Below are 21,297 nucleotides of genomic sequence, written 5' to 3'. Positions count from 1 at the left end.
TCAGCCGGAGTTCGCATTCAGAGGACTAAATGCGAAGTTGGGCGACGCCGTCCGGGTCCAGAGCGAGCCGGACGGTGTCCCCGGGACGCAGGTCGGCGGTCACCGGCGCGACCGCGTCCACAGTGGACAGATCGCCGCCGGGTGCGACCACGAGCCGGACATGCTCCCGCCGGTGCACGACGGCGACGACCTCGCCTTCGACACCGTCCGGAGCCACGCGGAGCCCGTGCGGCCGCAGCCCCAGCCGCACCGCTCCGTCCTCGACGTCGGGCAGCGCGACCTCGCCGAGCGGAGTCCGCACCACACCACCGGAAGCTTCGCCGTCGACGAACGTGGTCACGCCGAGGAACCGTGCCACGCCCTCGTCCACCGGCTGCCGCCAGACGCGGCGCACCGCGCCCTCCTGCCGGATCTCGCCGTCTTCGAGCACGGCGACGCGGTCGGCGAGCGTGAACGCCTCTTCCTGATCGTGCGTGACCAGCAGCGCGGTGATCTTGCTGCGCCGCAACAGGGCGGCGAGGTCGATCGCCAGCTGTTCCCGCAGTCCGGCGTCCAAACCGGACAGTGGTTCGTCCAGCAGCAGCAACCGCGGCTCCGGAGCCAGGGCGCGGGCGAGCGCCACTCGCTGCGCCTGCCCGCCGGACAGCTCGGTCACCCTCCGCCGCTCGTAGCCGACGAGCCCGACCAACTCCAGCAGCGCACGGACGCGGTCCGCGTGCTCGGCGCGCGGCACGTCGTGCATCCGCAGGCCGAACGCGATGTTCGAGGCGACGTCCTTGTGCGGGAACAGCTGGCCGTCCTGGAAGACCAGCCCGAACTCCCGCCGGTGCACCGGGACACCGGCGAGATCCTCGCCGTCCCACCGCACGGTGCCCGACGTCAGCGGCTCCAGCCCGGTGATCGCCCGCAGCAGCGTCGACTTCCCCGATCCGGACGGGCCGAGCAGCGCCAGCACCTCGCCATCGGCGATGTCCAGCCGGGCGTCCTTCACCGCCGCGAAGGATCCATAGTGGACGGTCAGATCCCGTACCGACAGCGACACTAGAACTCCCCTACCGAATTCTGCCCGCGGACCGCGCCGAACCGGTCGATCAGCACCACCGCCACCACGGTCACGATCATGAGCAGTGCGCAGGCCGCGTAGGCCATCTGGTTGTTCAGCTCCCCCGGCCGCGAGATCAGCGTCGCGACGGCGACCGGCAGCGTCGGCGCGTCCGGCCTGGCCAGGAAGCTCGTCGCGCCGAATTCGCCGAGCGCGACCACGTAGCCGAACCCGGCCGCCGCGACCAGCGAACGCGCCGTCAGCGGGAGATCGATCTCGCGCCACACCCGGCCGGGGCTCGCACCGAGTGTCGACGCGGCCTGCCGCAGCCGGACGTCGACCGACCGCAGCACCGGCAGCACCATCCGCACGATCAGCGGGATGATCACCAGCGCCTGTGCGAGCGGCACCAGCAGCGGCGACGTCCGCAGATCGCCCGGGAGCGCGTCGAGCGTGACGAGATAACCGAAACCGACGGTCACCGCGGACACACCCAGCGGCAGCATCAGCGCGGCGTCCATCGTCTCGCCCATCCCCCGCGCCAGCCTGCCGGGCGTGCGGCGCAGCGCCACCAGCACGACCGAGGCCAGCACCCCGACGATCATCGCGAGCGTCGTCGCGTCGAACGCTGTCCGCAGCGACATCGACGCCGCGTCCCAGCCCGAAACCTGGAGCGCGTTGCGGGAGCCTTGCCCGGCCAGCGCTTCGTACCCCGCGAGACTCCAACCGTCCGAAGTGGACACGGATTCGATCAGCAGCGCCACGATCGGCGTCATCAGGAGCGCGATCACCGCGAGCCCGGCGGCCACCGCCCACCACTCGCCACCCCTCGGCCTCCGCGCGGTCTCGCTCCGCGAACGCAGCCGCACCGCGTTCTCCCGGCGACGCCTCGCGAGCGCGCCCACGACGAGCGCGGCGACGACGGCGGCGAACTGCACCAGCGACAACGCGGCCGCGCCGGAGAGGTCGAGTAGCTGGACGGTGCGCAGGTAGATCTCGGTCTCCAGCGTGCGGTACTTCGCCCCGCCGAGGATGAGCACGACCCCGAAACTGGTGGCACAGAACAGGAAGACCACCGCGGCCGAGGACGCGACGGCCGGCGCGAGGGCGGGTAGCGTCACCGAACGGAAGGCGCGCCACGGCGACGCGCCGAGCGCACGGGCCGCGTCCACCGTCCGCGGGTCGAGATGGCTCCACAGCCCGGAAACCGTGCGCGCGACGACGGCGACGTTGAAGAAGGCGTTGGCCAGCACCAACGGAAGCAGCCCGCCATCGGGCCAAAGCGCGCGGAACGCCAGGCCGACCACGACGGTCGGCAACACGAACGGCACCAGCACGAGTGTCCGGACCAGCGAGACCCCCGGCAGCCGCACCCGCGCGAGCAGGAACGCGACCGGCAGCCCCGCGAGCACCGCGACGATCGTCGAAACCCCGGCGCTGGCGACGGTGAATCCCGCAAGTTTCCAGGTCAGTGGGTCCCCGATGGCCGTGCCGACGCCGCCGGAGCCGAAGCCCCGGCCGATGATCGCCGCGACCGGCCAGGCGAAGAACACCACGAGGAAACCGAGCGGCAGCACGGCGAGTGCGGCCAGCCCTGTCCCTCGGAAAGTCGGCCTGGGGGTGCTCAGCCTTCGAGTAGCGTGCGCCACTGCGCGATCCACTGCTCGCGCCCGGCCTGGATCTTGGCCGGTTCGAGCGTCTTCGGCTGCTGCGGCAGCGGCGCGGCCTGCGCCCAGCCCTGCGGGAGCTCGACACCCTGACGGGCCGGGTACACGTACATGTTGCTCGCCACGGTGACCTGGAACTGCTGCGACAGCAGGAAGTCCACGACCTTGCGGGCCTTCTCGACCTGCTTGCCGCCCGCCAGCACACCCGCGTACTCGACCTGGCGGTAACAGGTGTCCAGCAGCGCCTTCGTGCGCGGCTTGCCGTCGTCGCCGATCTCGGCGGCGGGCGAGGAGGCGTAGGAGACGACGATCGGACGCGGGCCCTTGCCCGAGGAGCCGGAGAACTCCTTGGAGTAGGCCTCTTCCCAGCCGCTGACCGTCTTGAGCCCGTTGGCCTTCAGCTGCGTCCAGTACCCCTGCCAGCCCTGCTCGCCGAACTGGGCGACGGTGCCGAGCAGGAACGCCAGCCCCGGCGACGACGTCGCGGGGCTCTCGGCGACCATCAGGTCCTTGTACTTGGCGTCGGTCAGATCCGCGAACGACTTCGGCTCCGGGATCCCCTTGTCCACGAAGTACCGGGTGTCGATGTTGACGCAGACGTCGCCGAGGTCGACCGCGGAGAGCCGATGGCCAGGGTCGACGGAGTAGCGCTGCGGGCCGCGATCCGCTTCCGGGCTGGTGTACTGCTCGAAAACGCCCTCGGTGAGCGCGCGCGAGGCGAACGTCGAGTCGATGCCGTACGCGACGTCACCGATCGGATTCGCCTTGGTGAGCACCAGTTTGTTGGTCAGCGCGCCCGCGTCACCCTGTTTGAGCACGGAGATCTTGATCCCGGACTGCCGCTCGAACGCGTCGAGGACGTCCTGGGGCGCGAGCCACGAGTCGTGTGTCACGAGCGTGACCGTCGCCGGCGCCTGCGGGTCGTTCCCCGTGTTCCCGGAGAGCGAGCAGCCCGCGACGAGGGCGGCCACCGTGCCAGCCGCAACGACCGTGCGGAGGGCGCGTTTCATCTAGCCTCCTGCGTTCTTCAAGGGGGGGGACCCGTGGCAAACGTGCAGCGTAGCCGACGGCGTACCACCATGGAGTCATGGCGGAAATCTTGAACGACCAGCAGGCCGACGAAGCCGTGACCAAGCTCTCCGGGTGGACCCGTGACGGTGTGACGATCGAGCGGACGGCGAAGCTGCCGAGCTTCCCCAAGGCCATCGAAGCGGTGGACAAGGTGGCCGAATTGGCGGAGGCGGCCGACCACCATCCCGACATCGACATCCGCTGGCGGACGGTGACGTTCCGGCTCAGCACGCACTCCGCCGGAGGGCTGACGGAGAAGGACTTCTCGCTTGCGTCGCAGATCGACGGGGTACTCGCCGGCATGTGACGTCCGCTACGACCGCGCCACAACCCCGCTTCTCGGACGTCACCCCGGTAGGGACACAACGAGAAAGGACGAGTGATGACGCAGGCGATCGTGGTGGGGTTCTCGGCGTTCGGCGCGATGGTGGCGGCGGCCGCCGGAGTGCTCTGGTACACCGCGCGCGAACGGCATCACCAGCACGATCAGTGATCTTGATCACACCGGCGCTTCGAAGGTAACGCGGAGCCTGATCAACGCGCTGTTCCGGGCGGACCTGTCGCTTCTCTCCCCCGGGGAACCGCCGTGAACAACGCCTCCATCACCGCCGCCCAGCGCGCCTGGGTGACCACCTTCGCCGCCGCCATCACGCTGCTGACGATCGTCGTACTGGGCCTTCTCGGCTAACCGGAGTACGCCTCGCGGGCGGCGACGAGCTCCGGAAGGTGCTCCGCCGCCCATTTACGGCATGCCTCCATTGGCTCGAACAACGTCCGGCCGAGCGGAGTGAGCTCGTACTCCACCCGCGGCGGCGTCTCGTCGTACGCCGTCCGCGTGATCATGCCGTCGCGCTCCAGAGCCCTGAGGGTCTCCGTGAGCACCTTCGACGTGACTCCCCTCAAGGGCACCCGCAGCTCGGAGAACCGGCGCGGCCCTTCTTCCAGGCACTGCACGACCAGACCCGCCCATTTGTCGCCGATCCGGAACGGGGTCAGGTTCGACGGACAGCCGGGCGCGAACATGTCGGGACTCAACGGCTTCACCCGTTCGAAGTTACCCTCGCCCACGCCGCCAGTTCGACCGCCGCTTCCCGGTAGGTGCGCGAGCCGGTGGACATCGCGATGACCAAGTCTTACGCGGCGCGCGGCGGCCTCTTTGGTATCAGGAGGTCGTACGCAAAACCGCGTAGGCCTGATTGCCGCTTCCGGGCCGACGCCCCCGGCCGCCGTGAGCGGGACTCTTCAGTGGTCTTGAAACCCAGTGAGGAGCTCGTCATGAACCGTTCCACCGCCGCCGTCGCCAACGCCTTCTTCCTCTTCGTCGGCGTCGCCGGCCTGATCATCCAGATCGTTTCGGGCGTCCCGGGTTTCCCGGACATCCCGCCCGGCCCGTTCATCCTCGGCGTGACCGGGATCCTCGTGCTGACACTGGCCGCCAGGTACCGGTGGATCCTCTTCCTCGGCGTCGCCGCGCCGATGTTCATCCTCGTCGGCGCGCTGCTCGAAGGGTCGTTCTGGGGGCGGCTCGCCGACGTCGGCGACTTCGGGCCCTTCGTCGGGACCGTGCTGCTGATCGGCGGGGTGATCGCCGCGGCGGTCTCCGGCGTCGTCGCCGTCTCGGCGGCCTACCGCCGGGCCGCCGTGCGCTGAACCGGAAAAAGGGGACGATCGGAGGTTGCTCCGGTGACCGGCGCACTATTGGCTACTCGGACGAGTTTCTTCGAGAAGTGAGGGGTGTTCCATGGCAGGTCTGCGCAGACGTGAGGTGCTCGCGGGCGCGGTGGCACTGGCGGGCGCGGCGACGATCGGGCTGAACCCCGGCACCGCCGCCGCGGCCACTCAACAACGTCCGGGCGCGCAGTTCCCGCCGTCGCTGGACTTCGGCGACTATCCCGTGATCGCGCGGGTGCGGTCGCGGCGGGCACTGGAGCATCTGCGGGTGCTCAGCGACAAGATCGGCCCCCGGATCGCCGGCACCGAAGGCGAACTGCGGGCCAGGGATTACATCGCGAAGGTGCTTCGCGACCTGCGCTACCAGGTGACGTTGCAGCCGTTCCCGATCGCCGACAAGTTCCTCGGCGGCCTGACGATCGGACGCGACAGCTGGCAGACCGGCTCGTCGCCGCAGGGCGCGCAGGACGTCACCCGTGAGGCCGTCGTCGTCGACGCCGGTGACGGCAGCACCCTGCCCGACGACCTGACCGGCAAGATCGTGCTGATCGCCGCCGTCGCGAACAAGGCCGACGCGTACCTGACGGCGGCGCAGCGCGGAGCGGACGCCGTGCTGCTCGGCCGGATCGGCGCCGACCCGGCCCGCAAGCTGTCCGCCTTCTCCCCGACGCTCGCCACCCCGGTCACCATCCCGGTGCTGGGCCTGGCCCAGGTGCAAGTGGAGCGCCTGCGCGAACGGCTCGCCAAGGGCTCGGTCACGGTCAAGGCGACGGCCACGCACCACAAGAACCTGACGTCGTACAACGTCATCGCCGAGCGGCCCGCCACGTTCCCCGGCAAGGACGAAGGCGTGGTCATGGTGACCGCGCACTACGACAGCGTCCCCGGTTCCCCCGGCGCCAACGACGACGGCAGCGGCACCGTGCTGTGCCTGGAGCTGGCGCGCGTCCTGCGATACCTGCCGACGAACAAGACGCTGCGGTTCGCGCTGTGGGGTTCGGAGGAGTACGGGCTGATCGGCTCGCGGCACTACGTCAAGAACCTGTCCGACCCGGAGGCGCAGCGGATCGCGGGCTGCTTCCAGAACGACATGGTCGCCACCAGCTGGGACCCGGCCGTCACCTACTGGCTGCTTTCGGTCGACGGTGCGGACAACGCCACGACCGCGGCCGTCAACGCCGCCGCCAAGCGGCTCGGCTACGACCCGCGGGTCAAGGGTCCGGTGGCGCGCGGTTCGAGCGACCACGTGCCGTTCTTCGAACGCGGGATCGCTTCGGGCAACTTCAGCTGGCGTGGCGAAACCGGCCCGGCGCTGCTGGAGCCGACGTACCACACGCCGGAAGACACCATCAAGGACAACGTTTCCCTTGAGCGGCTTCAGGTTTCGCTGGAGCTGATCGGTTCCGCCGCGTACAGCCTGCTGCGGAAGTGAGGCTCGCCGGGTGTCCTCATCGGGGACACCCGGCACCCCCTCAACGTGTGTAGTCCACCGCTCCCAAGGCGATCGGGGCCGGGTTCTTCGCGACCCAGGCGACGGCGAGCTCGCTCAAGCGATCGAGGTGGTCGTCCGCCCCGCGGCCCGACCGGATCTGCTTGGCGATCTCCTTGGCCTCACGGAGTTCTTCCTCGCCGAGAGGTTCGCCCTGCGCGAGGAAACCCGGGAACGCGTCGGCCATCGCGCGATAGGCACGGTCCCAGTTCGCCCCGCCGTTGCGGAACATCTCGTCGGAGATCCGGCCGGTGACGCGGATGGCCTCGCACTGCACCGTCGCGCCCGCGCCGCGCGACGGGACGAGAAGCTCCCACAGCGCTTTGTGCCGCTCCTGCCAGGATCCGTCGGGCACGACGATCGGCGAAACCCCGTCGTGCTTCGACCGCCGCGCGACCGGCTCGACGTCGAAGATCCGGTACAGCTCACTGAGCGCGGCGTCGGTCTCTTCGAGGAGATCCCGGTTGAAGGTCTCGCGGTGGAACTCGAAGCCGCTACCGATCCGTTCGACCTTCTGGCGCATCTCGGCCGTGATGCTCGCTCCGTGGTCGAGCAGCAGCTTCGCTATCTCGGCGGACTCGCGGAGGTAGGCGTTTTCCGTACTGATCAGGCATCGCATCAGCAACGAGTCACCGCGCCTGTCGTGAATCGCGGTCGACGCCCCGTGCTCGATCAGCACTCGCACGGACTCGGTCCTCAGCCTCTCGACCGCCGCCTGAAGCGGCGTTTTCCCGGAGGTGTCGGCCGCATCGATGTCCGCGCCGAGCGAGAGCAGCAAAGGAATCTGCTTCGTGGCACCGCGGGAAGCCCGCGCGTGAAGCGGTGTCCTGCCGTAGCTGTCCGGGGTGTCGACGGCGAGCCCTTGCCCGGTCAGCCAGACGATGAGCTCGTCCGGGCACTCCGGAAAGCCGATCGCGGTCCCTTTGCTGTAGCCGCCCCGCGCGTCGATCTCGCATTTGCCGAAGACGGCTTTGAGTTCGTCCACCGATGCCGAGGTCAGCATCTCCTGGAAGTCCTTGGGAAGGGTCTTTCGCTTTCGTGCCATCGTCTTCGCCTTTCAGCCGAACTTCGGGCGCAGCTGTTCGCGCATCGTCCGGAAGTTCTTCGGCTTCACGGCCCAGCGGTCCTCGTCGGTGTCCTCGAACGTCACTTCGTACTTTCCGGCCGTCCGGTCGAACTGCACGAGGATCTTCACCGGCAGCTTGTCGCCGGGTCGGTAGTAGCCGCCCAGGTACGCGTCCACCGCGGCTTCGATACTCGACCACTTGCAGGCCACGGGCGCGATGACGTCTCCGGGCGAATACGCGTACCCATACGCACTGCGAAACCCCTCCCCGAATTCCAGGATCATCGCCAGCGATTCCCAGCCGTCGGCCGGTCCCGTGGCATCGACCAGCGATCTGATGAGATCGACGGCGTCGTCGTTCGGCACTGTTCTCCTCGGATTCGGTTACCGCGCGGCTGCGGAGATCCTACGATCCCGGCCATGAACGGCGTGCTGACCAGCGTGGTCGCGATCTCCGGCACCTTGGCCGGTTCGACCCTCACGTACCTGCTCGGATTGCTGAACACACGGCGAACGGAGCGGACCGCTCGCGACGAACGGCTTCGGCAGGAACGGATCGCCGCGTACGTGGCCTTCGCCGAAGCCATGACCGAACTGCGGCAAGGCGTGATCGCGAAATGGTTCCTCAAACAGCGCTCGGCGCCGGACGAGGAGATGCGGGCCGCGCACACGGAATCCGACAAGCGCGGGGCGGCGGCCGATCACGCGCGGCTCAGGATCCAGATGCTCACCGACGATTCCGAAATCCTCCAACTCGTCGACGCCACCTTCGAGCCGATCGAGGCCCTGCACCGAGCTCCGGATCTCGCCGCCGTGAAACAGCATGAAGAACGCAGCCAGGAAACCCTGTCCGTGTTCATCCGAACCGCCGGGCGGCAAGTCCGGGGCCTTCCCTGACGAAGTCACGACCAGCGCTCGAGCTCGGCGTCGATACGGGGGTCGGTGCGGACCCACACTTCACCGGTGGGGGCTCCGGGCGGGGCGTCGACGCGCTCGAGTCCGAGCGTCCGGACCAAGGCCAGGAGCTCGTCCCGCGCCTCCCCCACGTCCTCGACCGTGTTGCCGTCGAAGAAGACGTAGTGCACGTCCCAGCGATCGTTGTACCCGGAGTCGGCCCAGATCTTGCAGAAGCGATCCACCGTCTCCTGGTCGAACGGCGCGGGCTGTTCCCGAGGGGCAGCGGCGAACCCCTTCTCGATGTCCTCGTCGCTCCACCACGCCACTTCCTCCGCGACCGCGGCGGGGGTGAAGTCCTGCAACGAGAGAAGACCTTCCAGCAACCAGCCGACCCCGGTCTCCCCGACGTCCAGTCGCGCCTCCTGCAGCCGGGCCACCAGTCCTTCCGACATGGCGCATGGTCCCGAAAAGGTGAAGACGCCACCGGCGGCCACCAGGCCGCCGACCTCGAGCGTCGTCTCCGTCTCGGGCGCGTCCTTCACCATGGCGAGGAGGTCCGCCGGCACACCGTCGTACAGGGCGGCCTGCGCCTGCGGGTCTTCGTAGAAGTTGAGCGCGCTGGTGTGGTCGAAAGTCGTCACCAGGCCGCGTCCGTCGGCGGTGAACCAGGCGTTGACCGTGTCGCCGCCGCCGTTGCCGAAGCCGAAGTGCGTGACCCCGTCGACCGTCGCCGGCTCGTGTCCGTCGATGACGGTCAGGATCTCCAGGCGACGGCGCAGCTCGCGCGGATGGGTCCGTCGCAACACGGACCCGTCGAACTCGAAGCGGAGCCTCGCCCGGTCGAGGGCGGCGACGTCCGGCAACCACGGCCCGCTGCGGTCGAGCGCGGCCGAACCGCCGCGGACGAAGTTCGCCACCTGGCTCCGGTAGTCGCCGCCGTTGGTGACGAGGCGGTACTCGACCTGCGAGTCCTGCGCGCCCTTGATCCGGCAGATGGTGCCGGCGTCGTACATGAGCAGCAGCGCCTCTTCGTTCTCCTCGTCCTCGATGCAGAACGTGGCGTTGTCGTCGGCACGGTGCCGGTCGACGAACTCCCGGAACGCGTCGGCCGCGGATCGCGCACCGCCCGGCACCCACTTCTGCTCGTTTTCCTTGTCGTCACTGAAGGTCAGTGGCCTCATCGTCGTCCTTCCGAACACAGCGGGAAACTCATCGGGCGTGCCCACGGTTGGCGTCGTACCGCTGGACGAGCGACCAGTCGGACCGCTCGGTCGCGGAACCCAACGCGGCGAAGAGCCGTCCGCGCCCGAGCAGTTCGACGTCCGCGCCCTGGGCGACGAGCCGCCGTACGTCCCAGCGGATGTCCTGGAAGAACAACTCCACTTCGGCGGGCGCCCCGAGGAGGATCGGGTCCAGCAAGGCGACCGCCGCGCGTTCGTCGAGCGGCCGCCGGATCCCGGCGGCCGCGCAGAGCGGCAGGATCGCGCTCCACAGCAGCAGATGCCGGACCAGATCGCCGCGGATCACCGCCAAATGGGCTTCCGAGATCGGGAGGGTGAACCTGCGGGGATCATGGTTGGCGTCGGCTCCGGCGCCGAGTTCGAGGACGAGCTCGCCGTTCTCGCGGATCACTCGCGGGATCCAACCGTTCTCACGGGAGAAGAGGACCTCGGTCATGACGCCCAGCCTCGGGCGACCTGGCCGAGAACGTCGACGATCTCGCGCGACACGACCTCCAGCTGACCGCGGCTGCCGATGATCGGCCGAGGGTAGGGCGGGGCCGGTTCCGGCTCGCCCTGGGAGAGCCGGATGGCGCGCGTGATCGCGTGCAGCATCTCGGGCTCCCCCTGCCGTTCGCCGCCCGCGAGCACCGCCAGGCGGCACTCCTGGGAGTTGAGTCCGCGTCCGAGCTGGACCGTCAGGCTGCACACGACGCCGCTGGCGGTCAGCAGGGAGTCTTCGTCGTAGGTACCCGTCGCCTCGGCCGCCCAGTCGCGCCGGGCGTCGCACCAGCGGTACCAGTTCTCCGCGAAGTCCGTGCGCGCCAGAGCGCGGGCAAGCGGCGAGAGGGCGGGGCTCGTCATGCGGTTCATCCTCGGTCCGTGGCGGCGTGCTCGAATGGCCGCATGAAGAAGACGAAACGGCGGCCGTTGCGGTTCCTCGTGATCGCGCGCACGGCGCCCGGCCACCACCCGCACCCCATGGAAATGGCCGTCAACCCGGCAGGCGCCGCTTCCCGCTTCTCGATCTCGGTGGGCCCGCATCCGGTGAACGCGGGCGGACAGGTTCCGCTCTCCGCTGTGCTCGACGAGACGCGGACCGGGCTCGATCCGCTCTGGGAGAAGGACTTCGACGCCGCCGAGCTGCACTGGGCGGTTCCGTACCTCGTCCGTCTTCAGGCCGGCGAGGACGTGGCGGACGAGATCGTGGCGGCCTACACGGCGCGGCACGGCGAGGCACCCGCGACGATGTTCCAGGACCGCTACGGCGTGTGATTCACCCGTCGGACTTCCAGGAGCGTGCGCGAAGAGCCTCGAAGTCGCCGTCGATGAACTCCTTGGCGATCGCGAGCGCCTCGTCGCGGTCGGCGTAGTCGAGGGTGCCGACGACTTCCCCGCCGCGTTCCGCCTGCTGGAAACAGACGGAGCGGCGGGTGAACTCGACGAACCAGTCGTCGCTGTCGTTGATGTCGACGACGACGTGCTCGGCATCGGCATCGTCGTTGAGCGCGTCGAGCAGGGCACCGAAGGTCTCGACGGAGATGTCGTCTTCGATCTCGACACCCCAGCGATCGATGAACGAGACGTCGCGATCGGCGCTCATGCCCTTGGCTCCTCGGGGCATCAGACGTTGAAGCGGAACTCCACCACGTCGCCGTCCGCCATGACGTAGTCCTTGCCCTCCATGCGCACCTTGCCGGCGGACCGGGCGGCGGCCATCGAGCCGTTCTCGATCAGGTCGTCGAACGAGACGACCTCGGCCTTGATGAAGCCGCGCTCGAAGTCGGTGTGGATGACGCCCGCGGCCTGCGGGGCGGTCGCGCCCTGCGGGATCGTCCAGGCGCGCGACTCCTTGGGGCCGGCGGTCAGGTACGTCTGCAGGCCGAGGGTGTGGAAGCCGGCGCGCGCGAGGGAGTAGAGACCCGGCTCGTGCTGGCCGACGGACTCCAGCAGCTCGCGCACGGACTCTTCGTCGTCCAGTTCGAGTAGCTCGGCTTCGACCTTGGCGTCGAGGAACACCGCGTCGGCCGGGGCGACCAGCTTGGCCAGCTCCTCGCGGCGCGACTCGTCGGTGAGGATGCCTTCGTCGGCGTTGAAGACGTAGAGGAACGGCTTCGTGGTGAGCAGGCTCAGCTCGCGCAGCGCCTCGAAGTCGACCTCCTTCTGCGCCTGGAAGAGGGTGCGCCCGGCGTCGAGGATCTCCTTGGCCTTGACCGCGTTGTCGAGCGCGGGCTTGTTCTCCTTCTTCGTCCGCGCTTCCTTCTCCAGCCGCGGCAGCGCCTTCTCCAGGGTCTGCAGGTCGGCGAGGATCAGCTCGGTGTTGATCGTTTCGATGTCGCTGCCCGGGTCGATCCGGCCGTCGACGTGGATCACGTCCGGGTCGTCGAACACGCGGATGACCTGGCAGATCGCGTTGGCCTCGCGGATGTTCGCGAGGAACTTGTTGCCGAGACCGGCCCCCTCGGACGCGCCCTTCACGATGCCCGCGATGTCCACAAAGGACACGACGGCGGGCACGGTCCGCTCGGAGCCGAAGACCTCGGCGAGCTGGTCCAGCCGCGGGTCCGGCAGCGGGACGACGCCGACGTTGGGCTCGATCGTCGCGAACGGGTAGTTCGCCGCGAGCACGTCGTTGCGGGTCAGCGCGTTGAACAGGGTGGACTTGCCGACGTTGGGCAGGCCGACGATGCCGAGGGTGAGACTCACGGGCCAGAAGTCTACGTGCCGCCCGCCGCCCCATCCGCCGAGGCCTTGATCGCCGTGTCGGATTTCCGCCAGCCACGCCTCCGACCTGGTGGCACGATCGATGTCATGACCGAGCAGACCCTGGCCGAACGGGCCGTGTGGCGCGACACCGAACGGTGTTACCGCGCCGTCGCCGCCCGTGATTCCCGGTTCGACGGCCAGTTCATCATGGCCGTCGCCACCACCGGGATCTACTGCCGTCCGTCCTGCCCCGCGTCGACGCCGAAGCAGCAGAACGTCCGCTTCTACCCGACGTCGGCGGCCGCGCAGTCGCACGGCTTCCGCGCCTGCCGCCGTTGCCTGCCCGACGCGGTCCCCGGCTCCCCCGACTGGGACATCCGGGCCGACCTCGCCGCACGGGCGATGCGGCTCATCTCGGACGGCACCGTCGAACGCGACGGCGTCCCGGGGCTCGCGCGGCGGCTCGGCTATTCGGAACGCCAGCTCGGACGCGTCCTCACCGCGGAACTCGGCGCCGGTCCGCTGGCGCTGGCCAGAGCGCACCGGGCGCATTCGGCGCGGCTGCTGATCGAGATGTCCGGGCTCCCGCTGACGGACGTCGCGTTCGCGGCCGGGTTCTCCAGCGTCCGCCAGTTCAACGAGACGATCCGAGAGGTCTTCGCGACGACGCCTTCGCAGCTTCGGGCGGCGAGCCTGCGGCGGCGTAAGGCAGAGGAACTGCCGACCGGGACCCGGTTGAGCCTGCGGCTGCCGTTCCGGAAGCCGTTCGACGCGGACGGGGTGCTGGACTTCCTGGCCGACCGGGCCGTCCCCGGCGTCGAGCACGTGACGCGCGACGACTCCGGCGTGACCGGCTACGGCCGCACGCTGCGGCTCGCACACGGCATCGGCGTGGTGTGGTTGACGGCGAAGGACGACCACGTCCGCTGCGATCTGCGGCTCACCGACCTGCGTGACCTGAGCAGCGCGGTGGCCAGGGTGCGGCGGCTGCTCGACCTCGACGCCGATCCCGAGGCGGTCTCGCGGGTCCTCGGGGCCGACCCGGCCCTCGCGCCGCTGGTCGAAGCGATCCCCGGCATCCGGGTGCCCGGCGCGGTCGACGGCGACGAGCTCGTGCTGCGCGCGATGCTCTCCCCCGCCGAGACCGCCGCGCTCGCCGAGAGCCTCGGCGAACGCGTGCCCAGCTGCGACGAGTCACTCGAGGGGCTGACCACGGTGTTCCCGACGGCGGCCCAGGTCGCCGAACACGGCCCGGAACGGGTGGCCGCCGTGGCCCGCGCGCTGGCGGACGAGGTGTCGGTCCACGTCGGCCGCGATCCCCTGGAGCTGCGGGCGGAGCTTCTGGAGCTCCCGGGAATCGGGCCGGAGATCGCGGACTACGTCCTGATGCGGGTGCTCGGCGCGCCCGACGTCCTGCTGACCGGTGACCCGGGGCTGCGCCGTGGAGCGGCGGCGCTGGGCATCCCCGACGACGAAAAGACGCTGGCCGAACGCGGGCGGGCCTGGCAGCCCTGGTCCTCGTACGCCGGCATGTACCTACTGCGCGCTTGAAAGGAAAACCATGAGCATCGCGTATTGGTCCACAATGGACACGAAGATCGGTCCGTTCACCGCCGTCGTGGCGGGTGACGGGGCCGTGCTCGCCTCGGGCTGGACCGGCGACGTCGCCGAATTGACGACGCTGATCTCGCCGTCGCTCGCCCCCGGCGAGGTGAGGCAACGACGGGATCTGGGGCCGGTGAGCACCGCGATCCGCCGGTACCACGACGGCGACCTGGACGCCGTCGCCGATGTCGAGGTGCGGCAACGGTCCGGCGCTTTCCGGGAGCACGCTTGGGAAATCCTGCGGAAAGTGCCCGCCGGGGAGCCGGTGAGCTACGCGGAGTACGCGGCGCTGGCGGGGAATCCGGCGGCGGTGCGGGCGGCCGCGTCGGCGTGCGCGAAGAACGCGGCGGCGTTGTTCGTGCCGTGCCACCGGGTGGTGCGGACCGGCGGCGGTGTGGGGAACTTCCGGTGGGGTGTGCCGGCGAAGCAGTGGCTGCTGACCCACGAAGCGGCCTGAACTGCCCGTCCCGAGTGTCATGAAAGGGCCGTTCAGGACAAAAGATGTCCTGAACGGCCCTTTCATGACACTTCAAGGAGCGGGTCAGGCGGCGTGGATCTCCACCGAAGAGCCCGTACGCGCCTTCCGGACGCGTAGCCGCGTCGGGATCCGCTGCCGCAGCTCCTCCACGTGCGACACCAGCCCGACCACTCGCCCTCCGGCGCGAAGCTCGTCGAGGATGTTCATGACGATGTCGAGCGTCTCGGCGTCCAGCGTGCCGAAGCCCTCGTCGATGAACAGCGTGTCCAGCAGCGCTCCACCGGTTTCGGCGGCGACGACGTCGGCGAGCCCCAGGGCCAGCGAGAGCGACGCGAGGAAGGACTCGCCGCCGGACAGCGTCTTCGCGGGCCGGATGGTGCCGGAGTAGTCGTCGAGCACGTCGAGCCCGAGGCCACCGCGGGTGCCCCGCGCCCCGGCCGCGTCCGAGTGCACGAAGGAGTAGCGGCCCTGGCTCATCGTCCGCAGCCGCGCGGTCGCCGCGACCGCGACCTCCTCCAGCCGCGCGGCCAGCACATAGGAACGCAGCGACATCTTCCGCGCGTTCTGGCCGCGCCCGTTGACCACCTCGGCCAGCGCCTTCAGTTCCAGGTACCGCTCTTCGACCGGCGCCAGATCCGCCATCAAGGACGTCATCCGCTCGGCCAGTTTCGTCAGGTCGGCGTGCCGTGACGTGGCCGCTCGCAGCGCCACGAGCGCCTGCTCGGCCTCGCTTCGCGTGTCCCGCGCCGCGTCCGCCGAAGCACCGACGTCGATCTCGTCCTCCGGCGAGATGCCGAACAGGTCGGGTTGCGCGAGTTCCTCGCGGGCGGCCCGCTCCATCACCTTCGCGTCGGCGAGACTGGCCTCCAGTTTCGTGATCTGCTCGTCCGGCCGCGCGGCGGCGCGCATCTCGTCGAGATCGGCGAATCCCTTGGCCAGCAACGCTTCCTTGACCAGTTTCGCTTGCTCGTCCCGCCGCTCACGGGCACCCGCGACACTTAGCCGCGCTTCGGCGAGCGCGTCGAGGCGGGTCGCGACGCCGAGCAGATGCCGCCGCCGGGCGGCGACGTCGGCGCACTCGCCTCGTGCGCTCTCCAACCGGCGCTCGCGTTCGGTCAGCCGCTCCGTCAGACCGCGTACCTCGGTCGCGATCTCGACCGCACGACGCTCGGCCGCCCCGCGCTGTTCGGTCAGCTGCTCGATCTTCCGTTCCAGGGCGACGACCTGTGTCTCGAGCGCGGGCCGTCGGCGTGCGGTTTCCGACAGTGTGGCGACCAGTGCGCGCGCCTCGCCGAGTTCGGCCCGCAGCGTCTCGGCGGTGTGTTCACCCAGCCGCTCGATCAGGACGGTCAGGCGGTTTTCGGCCTCCTGCAACGCGGCTTTCGCCTTCTCACGCCGCGTATGTGCCTGCTGTTCCGCGATTTCGGCGCGGCGTTCGTCCTCGGGATCGACCAGGCCACCAGTGTGCGTCGCCGGCGACGGATGGTCCGTCGCTCCGCAGACCGGGCAGTCCTCGCCGTCGTGGAGGCCGGCGGCGAGTTCGGCCGCCATCCCTTCGAGACGCCGCTCACGCAGATCGAGACGATGCTGCCGGGCCTGCTGATGACCGTCCACGGCCTCGCTGACCGCCACCCGCGCCCGCTCGACGGCCTGCTTCACCCGAGGCATCTCGTCGGCGTCGCGGGCCAGCGCGGTCAGCTCGTCGACGCGAGCGCGAGCGCCGTCGAGTTTCGCTTCGGCTTCGGCGGCAGCGGCCGCTTCGGCACGCAAAGCCGTGACCTTCTCCGGCGCGGCACCCAGTTCGGCGGCGAACTCCTCGGCCTGCTTCTCCGCCTTGGCGGCGACCGCGGTCAGCTGCTCGCGCCGAGCCAGATCCTGGTGCTGTTGCTCGCTTTCCGCCACGAGTTCGGCGAGCGCGCCCGCCTCTTCCCGCAAACCACCCGCCCGAGCGCGCAGCTCCGCTGCGGAACTGTCCACCGCGTCAGGAACCTCCTGGGCCCGGAGAGCCTCGGCCGCTTCGGCCTCCGCGAGCTGGTCCAGCCTGCGTTCGAGGAGATCGGCCTCGGCGACCACCCCGGCCGCGCGATGGGCCGCCTCGACCTCTTCCGCCCACTCCGCACGCTGGTCCGCCTGCTCGGCGATCACCGACAAGCGCGTATAGGCGGTGCGCACGCGGCGGATCCGTTCGGCGGTCGACCGGTTCTCCTGCCAGACGGCCTCGGCCTTCTTCGCCGCCGCGCGGGCCTTCGTGTCACGTTCCTGTGCCTCGCCGACGCGGCGCGCCGACTCGGCCAGCACCTCGTCGACCCACTCGGCCTGCCCCTCTTCGGGCGCTTCCTGCCCCGCGACCTGTGCGAACCGGGCGACCCATTCCCGCAGCGACTGCTGCCGGGCCTGCAACTCGCGGCCGCGTTCGGCACGCAGGTTCGCGAACCAGTCCTCGACGTCCGAGAAGCGCTCGGTGCCGAACAGACGCTCCAGCAGCTCCTCGCGCTCGGCGGTGTTCGCGCGCAGGAACCGTGCGAACTCGCCCTGCGGCAACAGGACCACCTGGAAGAACTGCTCGTGCGTCATGCCGATGAGCCGTTCGACCGTGCGCGCGACCTCGTCGATCCGTGTGATGCCCTCGGCCACGTGGCCGGCGGGTACCGTGCCGACCCAGCTGAGCACCGCCTTCGCCTGCTGGACGGTCATCCCCTCGCCCCGGCGCTTGGGCCGCTGGTACTCGGGGTTGCGCGCGATCCGCATCCGCTGGCCCTGCACGGTCAGTTCGAGGACGACCTCGGTGACCTGATCCGGCTCGGCGAGGTCGCAGCGCAGCCGTTTGACCTCGCCGCGAGCGCCGGGAACGGTGCCGAACAAGGCGAACGCGATCGCGTCGAGCAGCGTCGTCTTCCCCGCGCCGGTGTCACCGTGCAGCAGGAACAGCCCGTCCGCGCCGAGCGCGTCGAAGTCCACCACCTCACGGCCCGCGTACGGACCGAAAGCGGCGACCTCCAAGCGGTGCAGTCTCATACTTCGCGCTCCCTGCCCGCCGCGCCCAGCGCCGCCAGCACCAGCCGCTCCTCGCTCTCCGACGGCGCGGAGCCCCGGCAGTCCTCCAGGAAACTGCGGGTGATCTCGACGTCGGACCGCCCGCGGACGGCTTCGGCGTACTTCAGCGCGGCCCCGTCGTGCCCGCCTTCCGGCTGCCAGTCCATGTGCACCGCGTACGGGAACCGCTCACGCAGTTTGCGCATCGCGTCGATCGGGCGGACCCGATCGGTGACCGTGAACGAGAGGAAATGTTCGGTGAGGCCGTCGTGCTCCGGATCCGAAAGCAGCTCCGCCAGCTCGCCGCGCAGCATCGCGAGATGCCGCGGCACCGGCAGTTCGTGGCGCCGGACCTCGGCCAGCCCGTCGGCGCCGAGTTCCACCAGCCAGACCGATTTCCGTTGGCGTGTCTCGGAAAACGAGTACGCCAGCGGGCTGCCCGAATAGCGCAGGTGCTCGGCGAGGGTCTGCGGGCCGTGCAGGTGGCCGAGCGCGACGTAATCGACGCCGTCGAACACCGAACCCGGCACCTGCTCGACGCCGCCGACCGCGATGGTCCGCTCGGATTCGGTCGGCTCGCCGCCGGTGACGAAGGCGTGCGCGAGCACCACCGACCGCGTCCCGGACGGCCGCCCGGCGAGATCCTCCCGGATGCGCCGCATCGCTTCGGTGAGGACGCCGGTGTGGCCGCGGGCCTCGGGCACGCCGAGGGCGTGGCGCGCGGGCTCCGGTTCCAGATACGGGATGCCGTAGAGGGCGACCTCGCCGTGTTCGTCGGGCAGCAGCACCGGCTCGGCGAGCCCGTCGATCGTGGCGCGCAGATGCAGCCCGCCCGCCGCGGCGAATTCGGCGAACGCGCCCAGCCGCGGCGCGGAGTCGTGATTGCCCGGGGTCATCACCAGTTTCGCCCCGGCCTGCCGGATCCGGCCCAGCGCCGTGGTGGCGACGCGGACGGCCTCCGCCGAGGGCACCGCACGGTCGTAGATGTCGCCGGACACGAGCACGACGTCGACCGACTCGGCGACCACGAGCTCGGCGAGATGACCCAGCACGGCTTCCTGTTCGGCGAGCAGATCGGCGCCGTGGAAAGTGCGGCCGATATGCCAGTCGGAGGTGTGCAGGAGCTTCACGCAGCCCAAGGTAGGGCCGCACACCGGCCGGACAGCGGAGGCGCGCCCTTGGCGGCACTGCGCTTTCCGACACGCCGGGGACGACGCAGGTCAGATACGGAGCGCGACCGCGCCGCTCCGGTTTTGTCGGTGGGTTCCGCCATGATGTCCTCCGACTCGGATCCGGAGGGGAGGTACCGGTGGCGACGGTGATCACCACCGCGGCCGTCGTGCTCGCGTTGCTGCTGCTCGCGGCCGTCGCGCTGCTCTGGCGGCTGTACAACGACGGCATGCGGCGGGCGGACGCGGCGGCGAAACAGGTCGCGGCCGAGCGGGCGAAGGCGGATCAGCAGCAGCTCGCGCTGCGCCGGTACGAGGTCGCGTTCGCCTCGATCAGCGGCCGGGGCGAGTTGGGCGAGCAAGTGCTCCTGGAGACCGCACGCGCGCTCGGGCTCCGCGAGGAGCTGCACTTCACTTTGCAGACGGATCTGGCGGGCGGCGGCGCCGCGAAACCGGACATGGTGCTGCGGGTCGGCGGCGGCCGGACGGTCCCCGTCGACGCGAAGGCGAGCATGGCCTGCTGGGCCGAGGCCGTCGAGACCGACGACCCCGAAGAACGGCTGGACGCGCTGCGCGTCCACGTCCGGCAGCTCCGGTCGCGGGCGGCCGAGCTGGCGGGCAAGGGCTACCAGCGCTGGGCCGACGCGATCTACGGGACGATCATGTTCGTCCCGTCCGACGCGGCCGTCGTGGCGGCACTGGACACCGACCCGGAACTGCTGCGCTGGATGCTGGACCGGCGGGTCTTCCTGTGCGGGCCGACGGGATTCGCCGTACTGGCCTCCGCCGCGCTGTTCGCCGCGACCGAACGGGCACTGGTCGAGGACGTCGAGCAGGTGCGGGCGGGCGCCGCGGCCGCGCACCGGGCCGCGGGCAACGCGGTCGACGCGCTGAACCTGTCGAGCACCCACCTGCAGCGTTTCATCTCGGCTCGGCGGCGGGAGCTGGAGGCGCTCGAGAGCTTCCGGAGCACGGTCTCGCCGCTGACGGACGCCGCGGGCAGCCCGGCACCGGTGCCGCTGATCAGGAAGGCGGACGAACTCCCCGCGTCGTGAGGTGCCGCCTGTAGTCGGTCCAGGTCCGGTCCGTGAAGGCCTCCTTGAGGGACTCTGGGTCCCTCAAGGAGGCCTTCACGGACTCGCATGCCGTCATACAGGCCCCATGAGCACCAGTGGTCACAGCCGCCGCGCGTGAAGGGTCCCTTCCCTCGGCTCAGCCGAGGAAACTCGACCTTCACACCTTCCCCAAGTACATGAAGGCCCCCATCCTTGCGCCTAAGTACAGGAAGGGGGCCTTCAGGTACCGCAGGTACTCAGCACACCGACCGCACCCGCCCCACCAGCGGTTTCCGGAATCGCGAGCTCCATTTCAGCCCGGAAGACAACCTTGTCGCCCGCTTACTCGTAGTACTTCCGGTAAGTGCCCGGACGGTCCGTCCGGGTGGTCCGGAATGACCACTACCAGGCGATAGACACACCGCCTGTTGGCGGTATGCCCGCAGCTTGGATATACGGTGGAGCCTGTGACCGCGATTCGCGATCGCCAGAGCGATCCTGATGCCGACGACGTCCCCGTTGCCTGGGACGAGCGTCCGCTCGTCGGCGCCAGGCGTGGGCTGCCCTGGTGGGCGGCCGTCCTGGTGGGCTTCGGGCTCGCCATCCTTGGCGCCTTCGTCGACATGATGATGCAGAAGGACCTGGGCCTGCTGTTCAAGGCCTGCTACGCGCTCGGCGCGGTGGCCGCGGTGGTGGCCGTCCAGCGCCGCGGGCTGTTCGGCCCGATGGTGCAGCCGCCCCTGGTCCTCGCCGTGACCGTCCCGGGAGTCATCCTCCTGACCTCGGACGGCAGCAAGGGCACGGATCTTCTTTCGAGAGCCTTCGACGTCGGCACGCCGCTGATCAACGGCTTCCCGACGATGGCCATCACCACCGGCATCACCTTGGCGATCGGCATCTTCCGGATCTACCGCGAGCGCGATCCCGAGGCCCCGGTGAAGGTCAAGCCGGGCACCAAACCGGAACGCCGCGACGAGGCCAAGCCCGCCGCCCGTCCCGCCGCGGCCGCCGCGCCGGGCCGTGGCCGTCCGGCGTCCCGGACCGGTCAGACCCCGCCCCCGCCTTCCCGCCGCGGTGCGCCCCGCGACGCCGCGCCGCGAGACGGTGCTCCGCCGCGCCGCCGTCCGG

The 21,297-nt window shown here is 70.1% G+C and carries 22 protein-coding genes; 9 read left to right on the top strand and 13 right to left on the bottom strand.

Features of this window, described 5'->3' with window-relative positions:
- Window positions 1–25 precede the first annotated feature (25 nt).
- From ED92_RS20115 to ED92_RS20105, 3 genes are read right to left on the bottom strand one after another with little or no spacing between them, the layout of a single operon-like run.
- Window positions 26–1,042: an ABC transporter ATP-binding protein gene (locus ED92_RS20115; RefSeq protein WP_037340935.1), complete on the bottom strand. Its 1,017-nt coding sequence runs from the start codon at window positions 1,040–1,042 to the stop codon at window positions 26–28.
- On the bottom strand, window positions 1,042–2,619 hold the full coding sequence (locus ED92_RS20110; RefSeq protein WP_037340933.1) for an iron ABC transporter permease: 1,578 nt from the start codon (window positions 2,617–2,619) through the stop codon (window positions 1,042–1,044). Before ED92_RS20110 ends, ED92_RS20115 begins: the two co-directional genes overlap by 1 nt.
- Window positions 2,620–2,666: 47 nt before the next feature.
- Window positions 2,667–3,719 carry a thiamine ABC transporter substrate binding subunit gene (locus tag ED92_RS20105; protein ID WP_037340931.1) on the bottom strand — a complete coding sequence of 351 codons (1,053 nt, stop codon included), beginning with the start codon at window positions 3,717–3,719 and terminating at the stop codon, window positions 2,667–2,669.
- Window positions 3,720–3,796: 77 nt separating this feature from the next.
- Between ED92_RS20105 and ED92_RS20100 the strand changes: the two genes are divergently transcribed.
- Window positions 3,797–4,087 carry a 4a-hydroxytetrahydrobiopterin dehydratase gene (locus ED92_RS20100; protein WP_037340929.1) on the top strand — a complete coding sequence of 97 codons (291 nt, stop codon included), beginning with the start codon at window positions 3,797–3,799 and terminating at the stop codon, window positions 4,085–4,087.
- Between the two features lie 377 nt (window positions 4,088–4,464).
- On the opposite strand, the gene ED92_RS20095 is transcribed toward ED92_RS20100, so the two are convergent.
- Complete coding sequence (locus ED92_RS20095) at window positions 4,465–4,803, bottom strand: helix-turn-helix domain-containing protein (RefSeq protein WP_037342472.1); 339 nt, start codon at window positions 4,801–4,803, stop codon at window positions 4,465–4,467.
- Window positions 4,804–5,055: 252 nt separating this feature from the next.
- On the opposite strand from ED92_RS20095, the gene ED92_RS20090 reads away from it, so the two are divergent.
- Together ED92_RS20090 and ED92_RS20085 are read left to right on the top strand one after the other, a co-directional pair.
- Entirely contained in the window at window positions 5,056–5,430 is a 375-nt protein-coding gene (locus ED92_RS20090; RefSeq protein WP_037340928.1) for a hypothetical protein, read from the top strand.
- Window positions 5,431–5,521: 91 nt separating this feature from the next.
- A complete protein-coding gene (locus ED92_RS20085; RefSeq protein ID WP_037340924.1) occupies window positions 5,522–6,883 on the top strand; it encodes a M20/M25/M40 family metallo-hydrolase in 1,362 nt (453 codons plus the stop codon).
- 40 nt (window positions 6,884–6,923) lie between these two features.
- On the opposite strand, the gene ED92_RS20080 is transcribed toward ED92_RS20085, so the two are convergent.
- Window positions 6,924–7,985, bottom strand: a complete 1,062-nt coding sequence (locus ED92_RS20080) for an ankyrin repeat domain-containing protein (protein WP_037340923.1) — start codon at window positions 7,983–7,985, stop codon at window positions 6,924–6,926.
- 12 nt (window positions 7,986–7,997) lie between these two features.
- The gene (locus tag ED92_RS20075; RefSeq protein ID WP_037340921.1) at window positions 7,998–8,372 is read right to left on the bottom strand and encodes a hypothetical protein; all 375 of its coding nucleotides are present in this window, start codon (window positions 8,370–8,372) and stop codon (window positions 7,998–8,000) included.
- Between the two features lie 54 nt (window positions 8,373–8,426).
- Between ED92_RS20075 and ED92_RS20070 the strand changes: the two genes are divergently transcribed.
- Window positions 8,427–8,903: a hypothetical protein gene (locus ED92_RS20070; RefSeq protein ID WP_037340920.1), complete on the top strand. Its 477-nt coding sequence runs from the start codon at window positions 8,427–8,429 to the stop codon at window positions 8,901–8,903.
- 5 nt (window positions 8,904–8,908) lie between these two features.
- Here the strand turns inward: ED92_RS20070 and ED92_RS20065 are convergent, their stop codons facing one another.
- From ED92_RS20065 to ED92_RS20055, 3 genes are read right to left on the bottom strand one after another with little or no spacing between them, the layout of a single operon-like run.
- Window positions 8,909–10,084, bottom strand: coding sequence for a DUF6357 family protein (locus tag ED92_RS20065; protein ID WP_037342470.1), 1,176 nt, complete (start codon window positions 10,082–10,084; stop codon window positions 8,909–8,911).
- A gap of 28 nt (window positions 10,085–10,112) precedes the next feature.
- Complete coding sequence (locus ED92_RS20060; RefSeq protein ID WP_037340917.1) at window positions 10,113–10,580, bottom strand: DUF6357 family protein; 468 nt, start codon at window positions 10,578–10,580, stop codon at window positions 10,113–10,115.
- Window positions 10,577–10,987, bottom strand: coding sequence for a hypothetical protein (locus tag ED92_RS20055; protein ID WP_037340916.1), 411 nt, complete (start codon window positions 10,985–10,987; stop codon window positions 10,577–10,579). The genes ED92_RS20060 and ED92_RS20055 overlap by 4 nt, the downstream gene beginning before the upstream one ends.
- 42 nt (window positions 10,988–11,029) lie before the next feature.
- On the opposite strand from ED92_RS20055, the gene ED92_RS20050 reads away from it, so the two are divergent.
- Window positions 11,030–11,398 (top strand): hypothetical protein, encoded by a 369-nt coding sequence (locus ED92_RS20050; RefSeq protein WP_037340914.1) that lies wholly within the window; start codon window positions 11,030–11,032, stop codon window positions 11,396–11,398.
- Window position 11,399: 1 nt separating this feature from the next.
- Here ED92_RS20050 and ED92_RS20045 read toward each other — a convergent pair whose 3' ends face one another.
- A complete protein-coding gene (locus ED92_RS20045) occupies window positions 11,400–11,726 on the bottom strand; it encodes a hypothetical protein (RefSeq protein ID WP_037340912.1) in 327 nt (108 codons plus the stop codon).
- 20 nt (window positions 11,727–11,746) lie between these two features.
- Window positions 11,747–12,829 carry a redox-regulated ATPase YchF gene (ychF, locus tag ED92_RS20040; RefSeq protein WP_037340910.1) on the bottom strand — a complete coding sequence of 361 codons (1,083 nt, stop codon included), beginning with the start codon at window positions 12,827–12,829 and terminating at the stop codon, window positions 11,747–11,749.
- Window positions 12,830–12,934: 105 nt separating this feature from the next.
- Between ychF and ED92_RS20035 the strand changes: the two genes are divergently transcribed.
- Together ED92_RS20035 and ED92_RS20030 are read left to right on the top strand one after the other, a co-directional pair.
- Complete coding sequence (locus ED92_RS20035) at window positions 12,935–14,380, top strand: DNA-3-methyladenine glycosylase 2 family protein (protein WP_037340907.1); 1,446 nt, start codon at window positions 12,935–12,937, stop codon at window positions 14,378–14,380.
- A 10-nt stretch (window positions 14,381–14,390) separates the two neighbouring features.
- Window positions 14,391–14,891: a methylated-DNA--[protein]-cysteine S-methyltransferase gene (locus ED92_RS20030; protein WP_037340906.1), complete on the top strand. Its 501-nt coding sequence runs from the start codon at window positions 14,391–14,393 to the stop codon at window positions 14,889–14,891.
- 84 nt (window positions 14,892–14,975) lie between these two features.
- On the opposite strand, the gene ED92_RS20025 is transcribed toward ED92_RS20030, so the two are convergent.
- Together ED92_RS20025 and ED92_RS20020 are read right to left on the bottom strand one after the other, a co-directional pair.
- Window positions 14,976–17,927, bottom strand: coding sequence for an AAA family ATPase (locus ED92_RS20025; protein WP_037340904.1), 2,952 nt, complete (start codon window positions 17,925–17,927; stop codon window positions 14,976–14,978).
- Window positions 17,924–19,075, bottom strand: coding sequence for an exonuclease SbcCD subunit D (locus tag ED92_RS20020; protein ID WP_037340902.1), 1,152 nt, complete (start codon window positions 19,073–19,075; stop codon window positions 17,924–17,926). Before ED92_RS20020 ends, ED92_RS20025 begins: the two co-directional genes overlap by 4 nt.
- A gap of 179 nt (window positions 19,076–19,254) precedes the next feature.
- On the opposite strand from ED92_RS20020, the gene rmuC reads away from it, so the two are divergent.
- Window positions 19,255–20,169 carry a DNA recombination protein RmuC gene (gene rmuC, locus ED92_RS20015; protein WP_016337155.1) on the top strand — a complete coding sequence of 305 codons (915 nt, stop codon included), beginning with the start codon at window positions 19,255–19,257 and terminating at the stop codon, window positions 20,167–20,169.
- A gap of 467 nt (window positions 20,170–20,636) precedes the next feature.
- Window positions 20,637–21,297: DUF6542 domain-containing protein (locus ED92_RS20010; protein WP_037340900.1), on the top strand; the 661-nt coding region annotated here is incomplete at its 3' end.

Source organism: Amycolatopsis sp. MJM2582 (assembly GCF_000754115.1).
Taxonomy (GTDB): domain Bacteria; phylum Actinomycetota; class Actinomycetes; order Mycobacteriales; family Pseudonocardiaceae; genus Amycolatopsis; species Amycolatopsis japonica.
This window is presented reverse-complemented; position numbering and strand designations above follow the sequence as displayed.

Bases quoted from the DNA above. Each gene is read 5' to 3' on its own strand.
- ED92_RS20050 (WP_037340914.1), top strand. From the start codon at position 11,030: ATGAAGAAGACGAAACGGCGGCCGTTGCGGTTCCTCGTGATCGCGCGC.
- ED92_RS20055 (WP_037340916.1), bottom strand. From the start codon at position 10,987: ATGACGAGCCCCGCCCTCTCGCCGCTTGCCCGCGCTCTGGCGCGCACG.
- ED92_RS20100 (WP_037340929.1), top strand. From the start codon at position 3,797: ATGGCGGAAATCTTGAACGACCAGCAGGCCGACGAAGCCGTGACCAAG.
- ED92_RS20070 (WP_037340920.1), top strand. From the start codon at position 8,427: ATGAACGGCGTGCTGACCAGCGTGGTCGCGATCTCCGGCACCTTGGCC.
- ED92_RS20030 (WP_037340906.1), top strand. From the start codon at position 14,391: ATGAGCATCGCGTATTGGTCCACAATGGACACGAAGATCGGTCCGTTC.
- ED92_RS20045 (WP_037340912.1), bottom strand. From the start codon at position 11,726: ATGAGCGCCGATCGCGACGTCTCGTTCATCGATCGCTGGGGTGTCGAG.
- ED92_RS20095 (WP_037342472.1), bottom strand. From the start codon at position 4,803: ATGTTCGCGCCCGGCTGTCCGTCGAACCTGACCCCGTTCCGGATCGGC.
- ED92_RS20090 (WP_037340928.1), top strand. From the start codon at position 5,056: ATGAACCGTTCCACCGCCGCCGTCGCCAACGCCTTCTTCCTCTTCGTC.
- ED92_RS20080 (WP_037340923.1), bottom strand. From the start codon at position 7,985: ATGGCACGAAAGCGAAAGACCCTTCCCAAGGACTTCCAGGAGATGCTG.
- ED92_RS20085 (WP_037340924.1), top strand. From the start codon at position 5,522: ATGGCAGGTCTGCGCAGACGTGAGGTGCTCGCGGGCGCGGTGGCACTG.
- ED92_RS20065 (WP_037342470.1), bottom strand. From the start codon at position 10,084: ATGAGGCCACTGACCTTCAGTGACGACAAGGAAAACGAGCAGAAGTGG.
- ED92_RS20060 (WP_037340917.1), bottom strand. From the start codon at position 10,580: ATGACCGAGGTCCTCTTCTCCCGTGAGAACGGTTGGATCCCGCGAGTG.
- ED92_RS20035 (WP_037340907.1), top strand. From the start codon at position 12,935: ATGACCGAGCAGACCCTGGCCGAACGGGCCGTGTGGCGCGACACCGAA.
- ED92_RS20025 (WP_037340904.1), bottom strand. From the start codon at position 17,927: ATGAGACTGCACCGCTTGGAGGTCGCCGCTTTCGGTCCGTACGCGGGC.
- ED92_RS20105 (WP_037340931.1), bottom strand. From the start codon at position 3,719: ATGAAACGCGCCCTCCGCACGGTCGTTGCGGCTGGCACGGTGGCCGCC.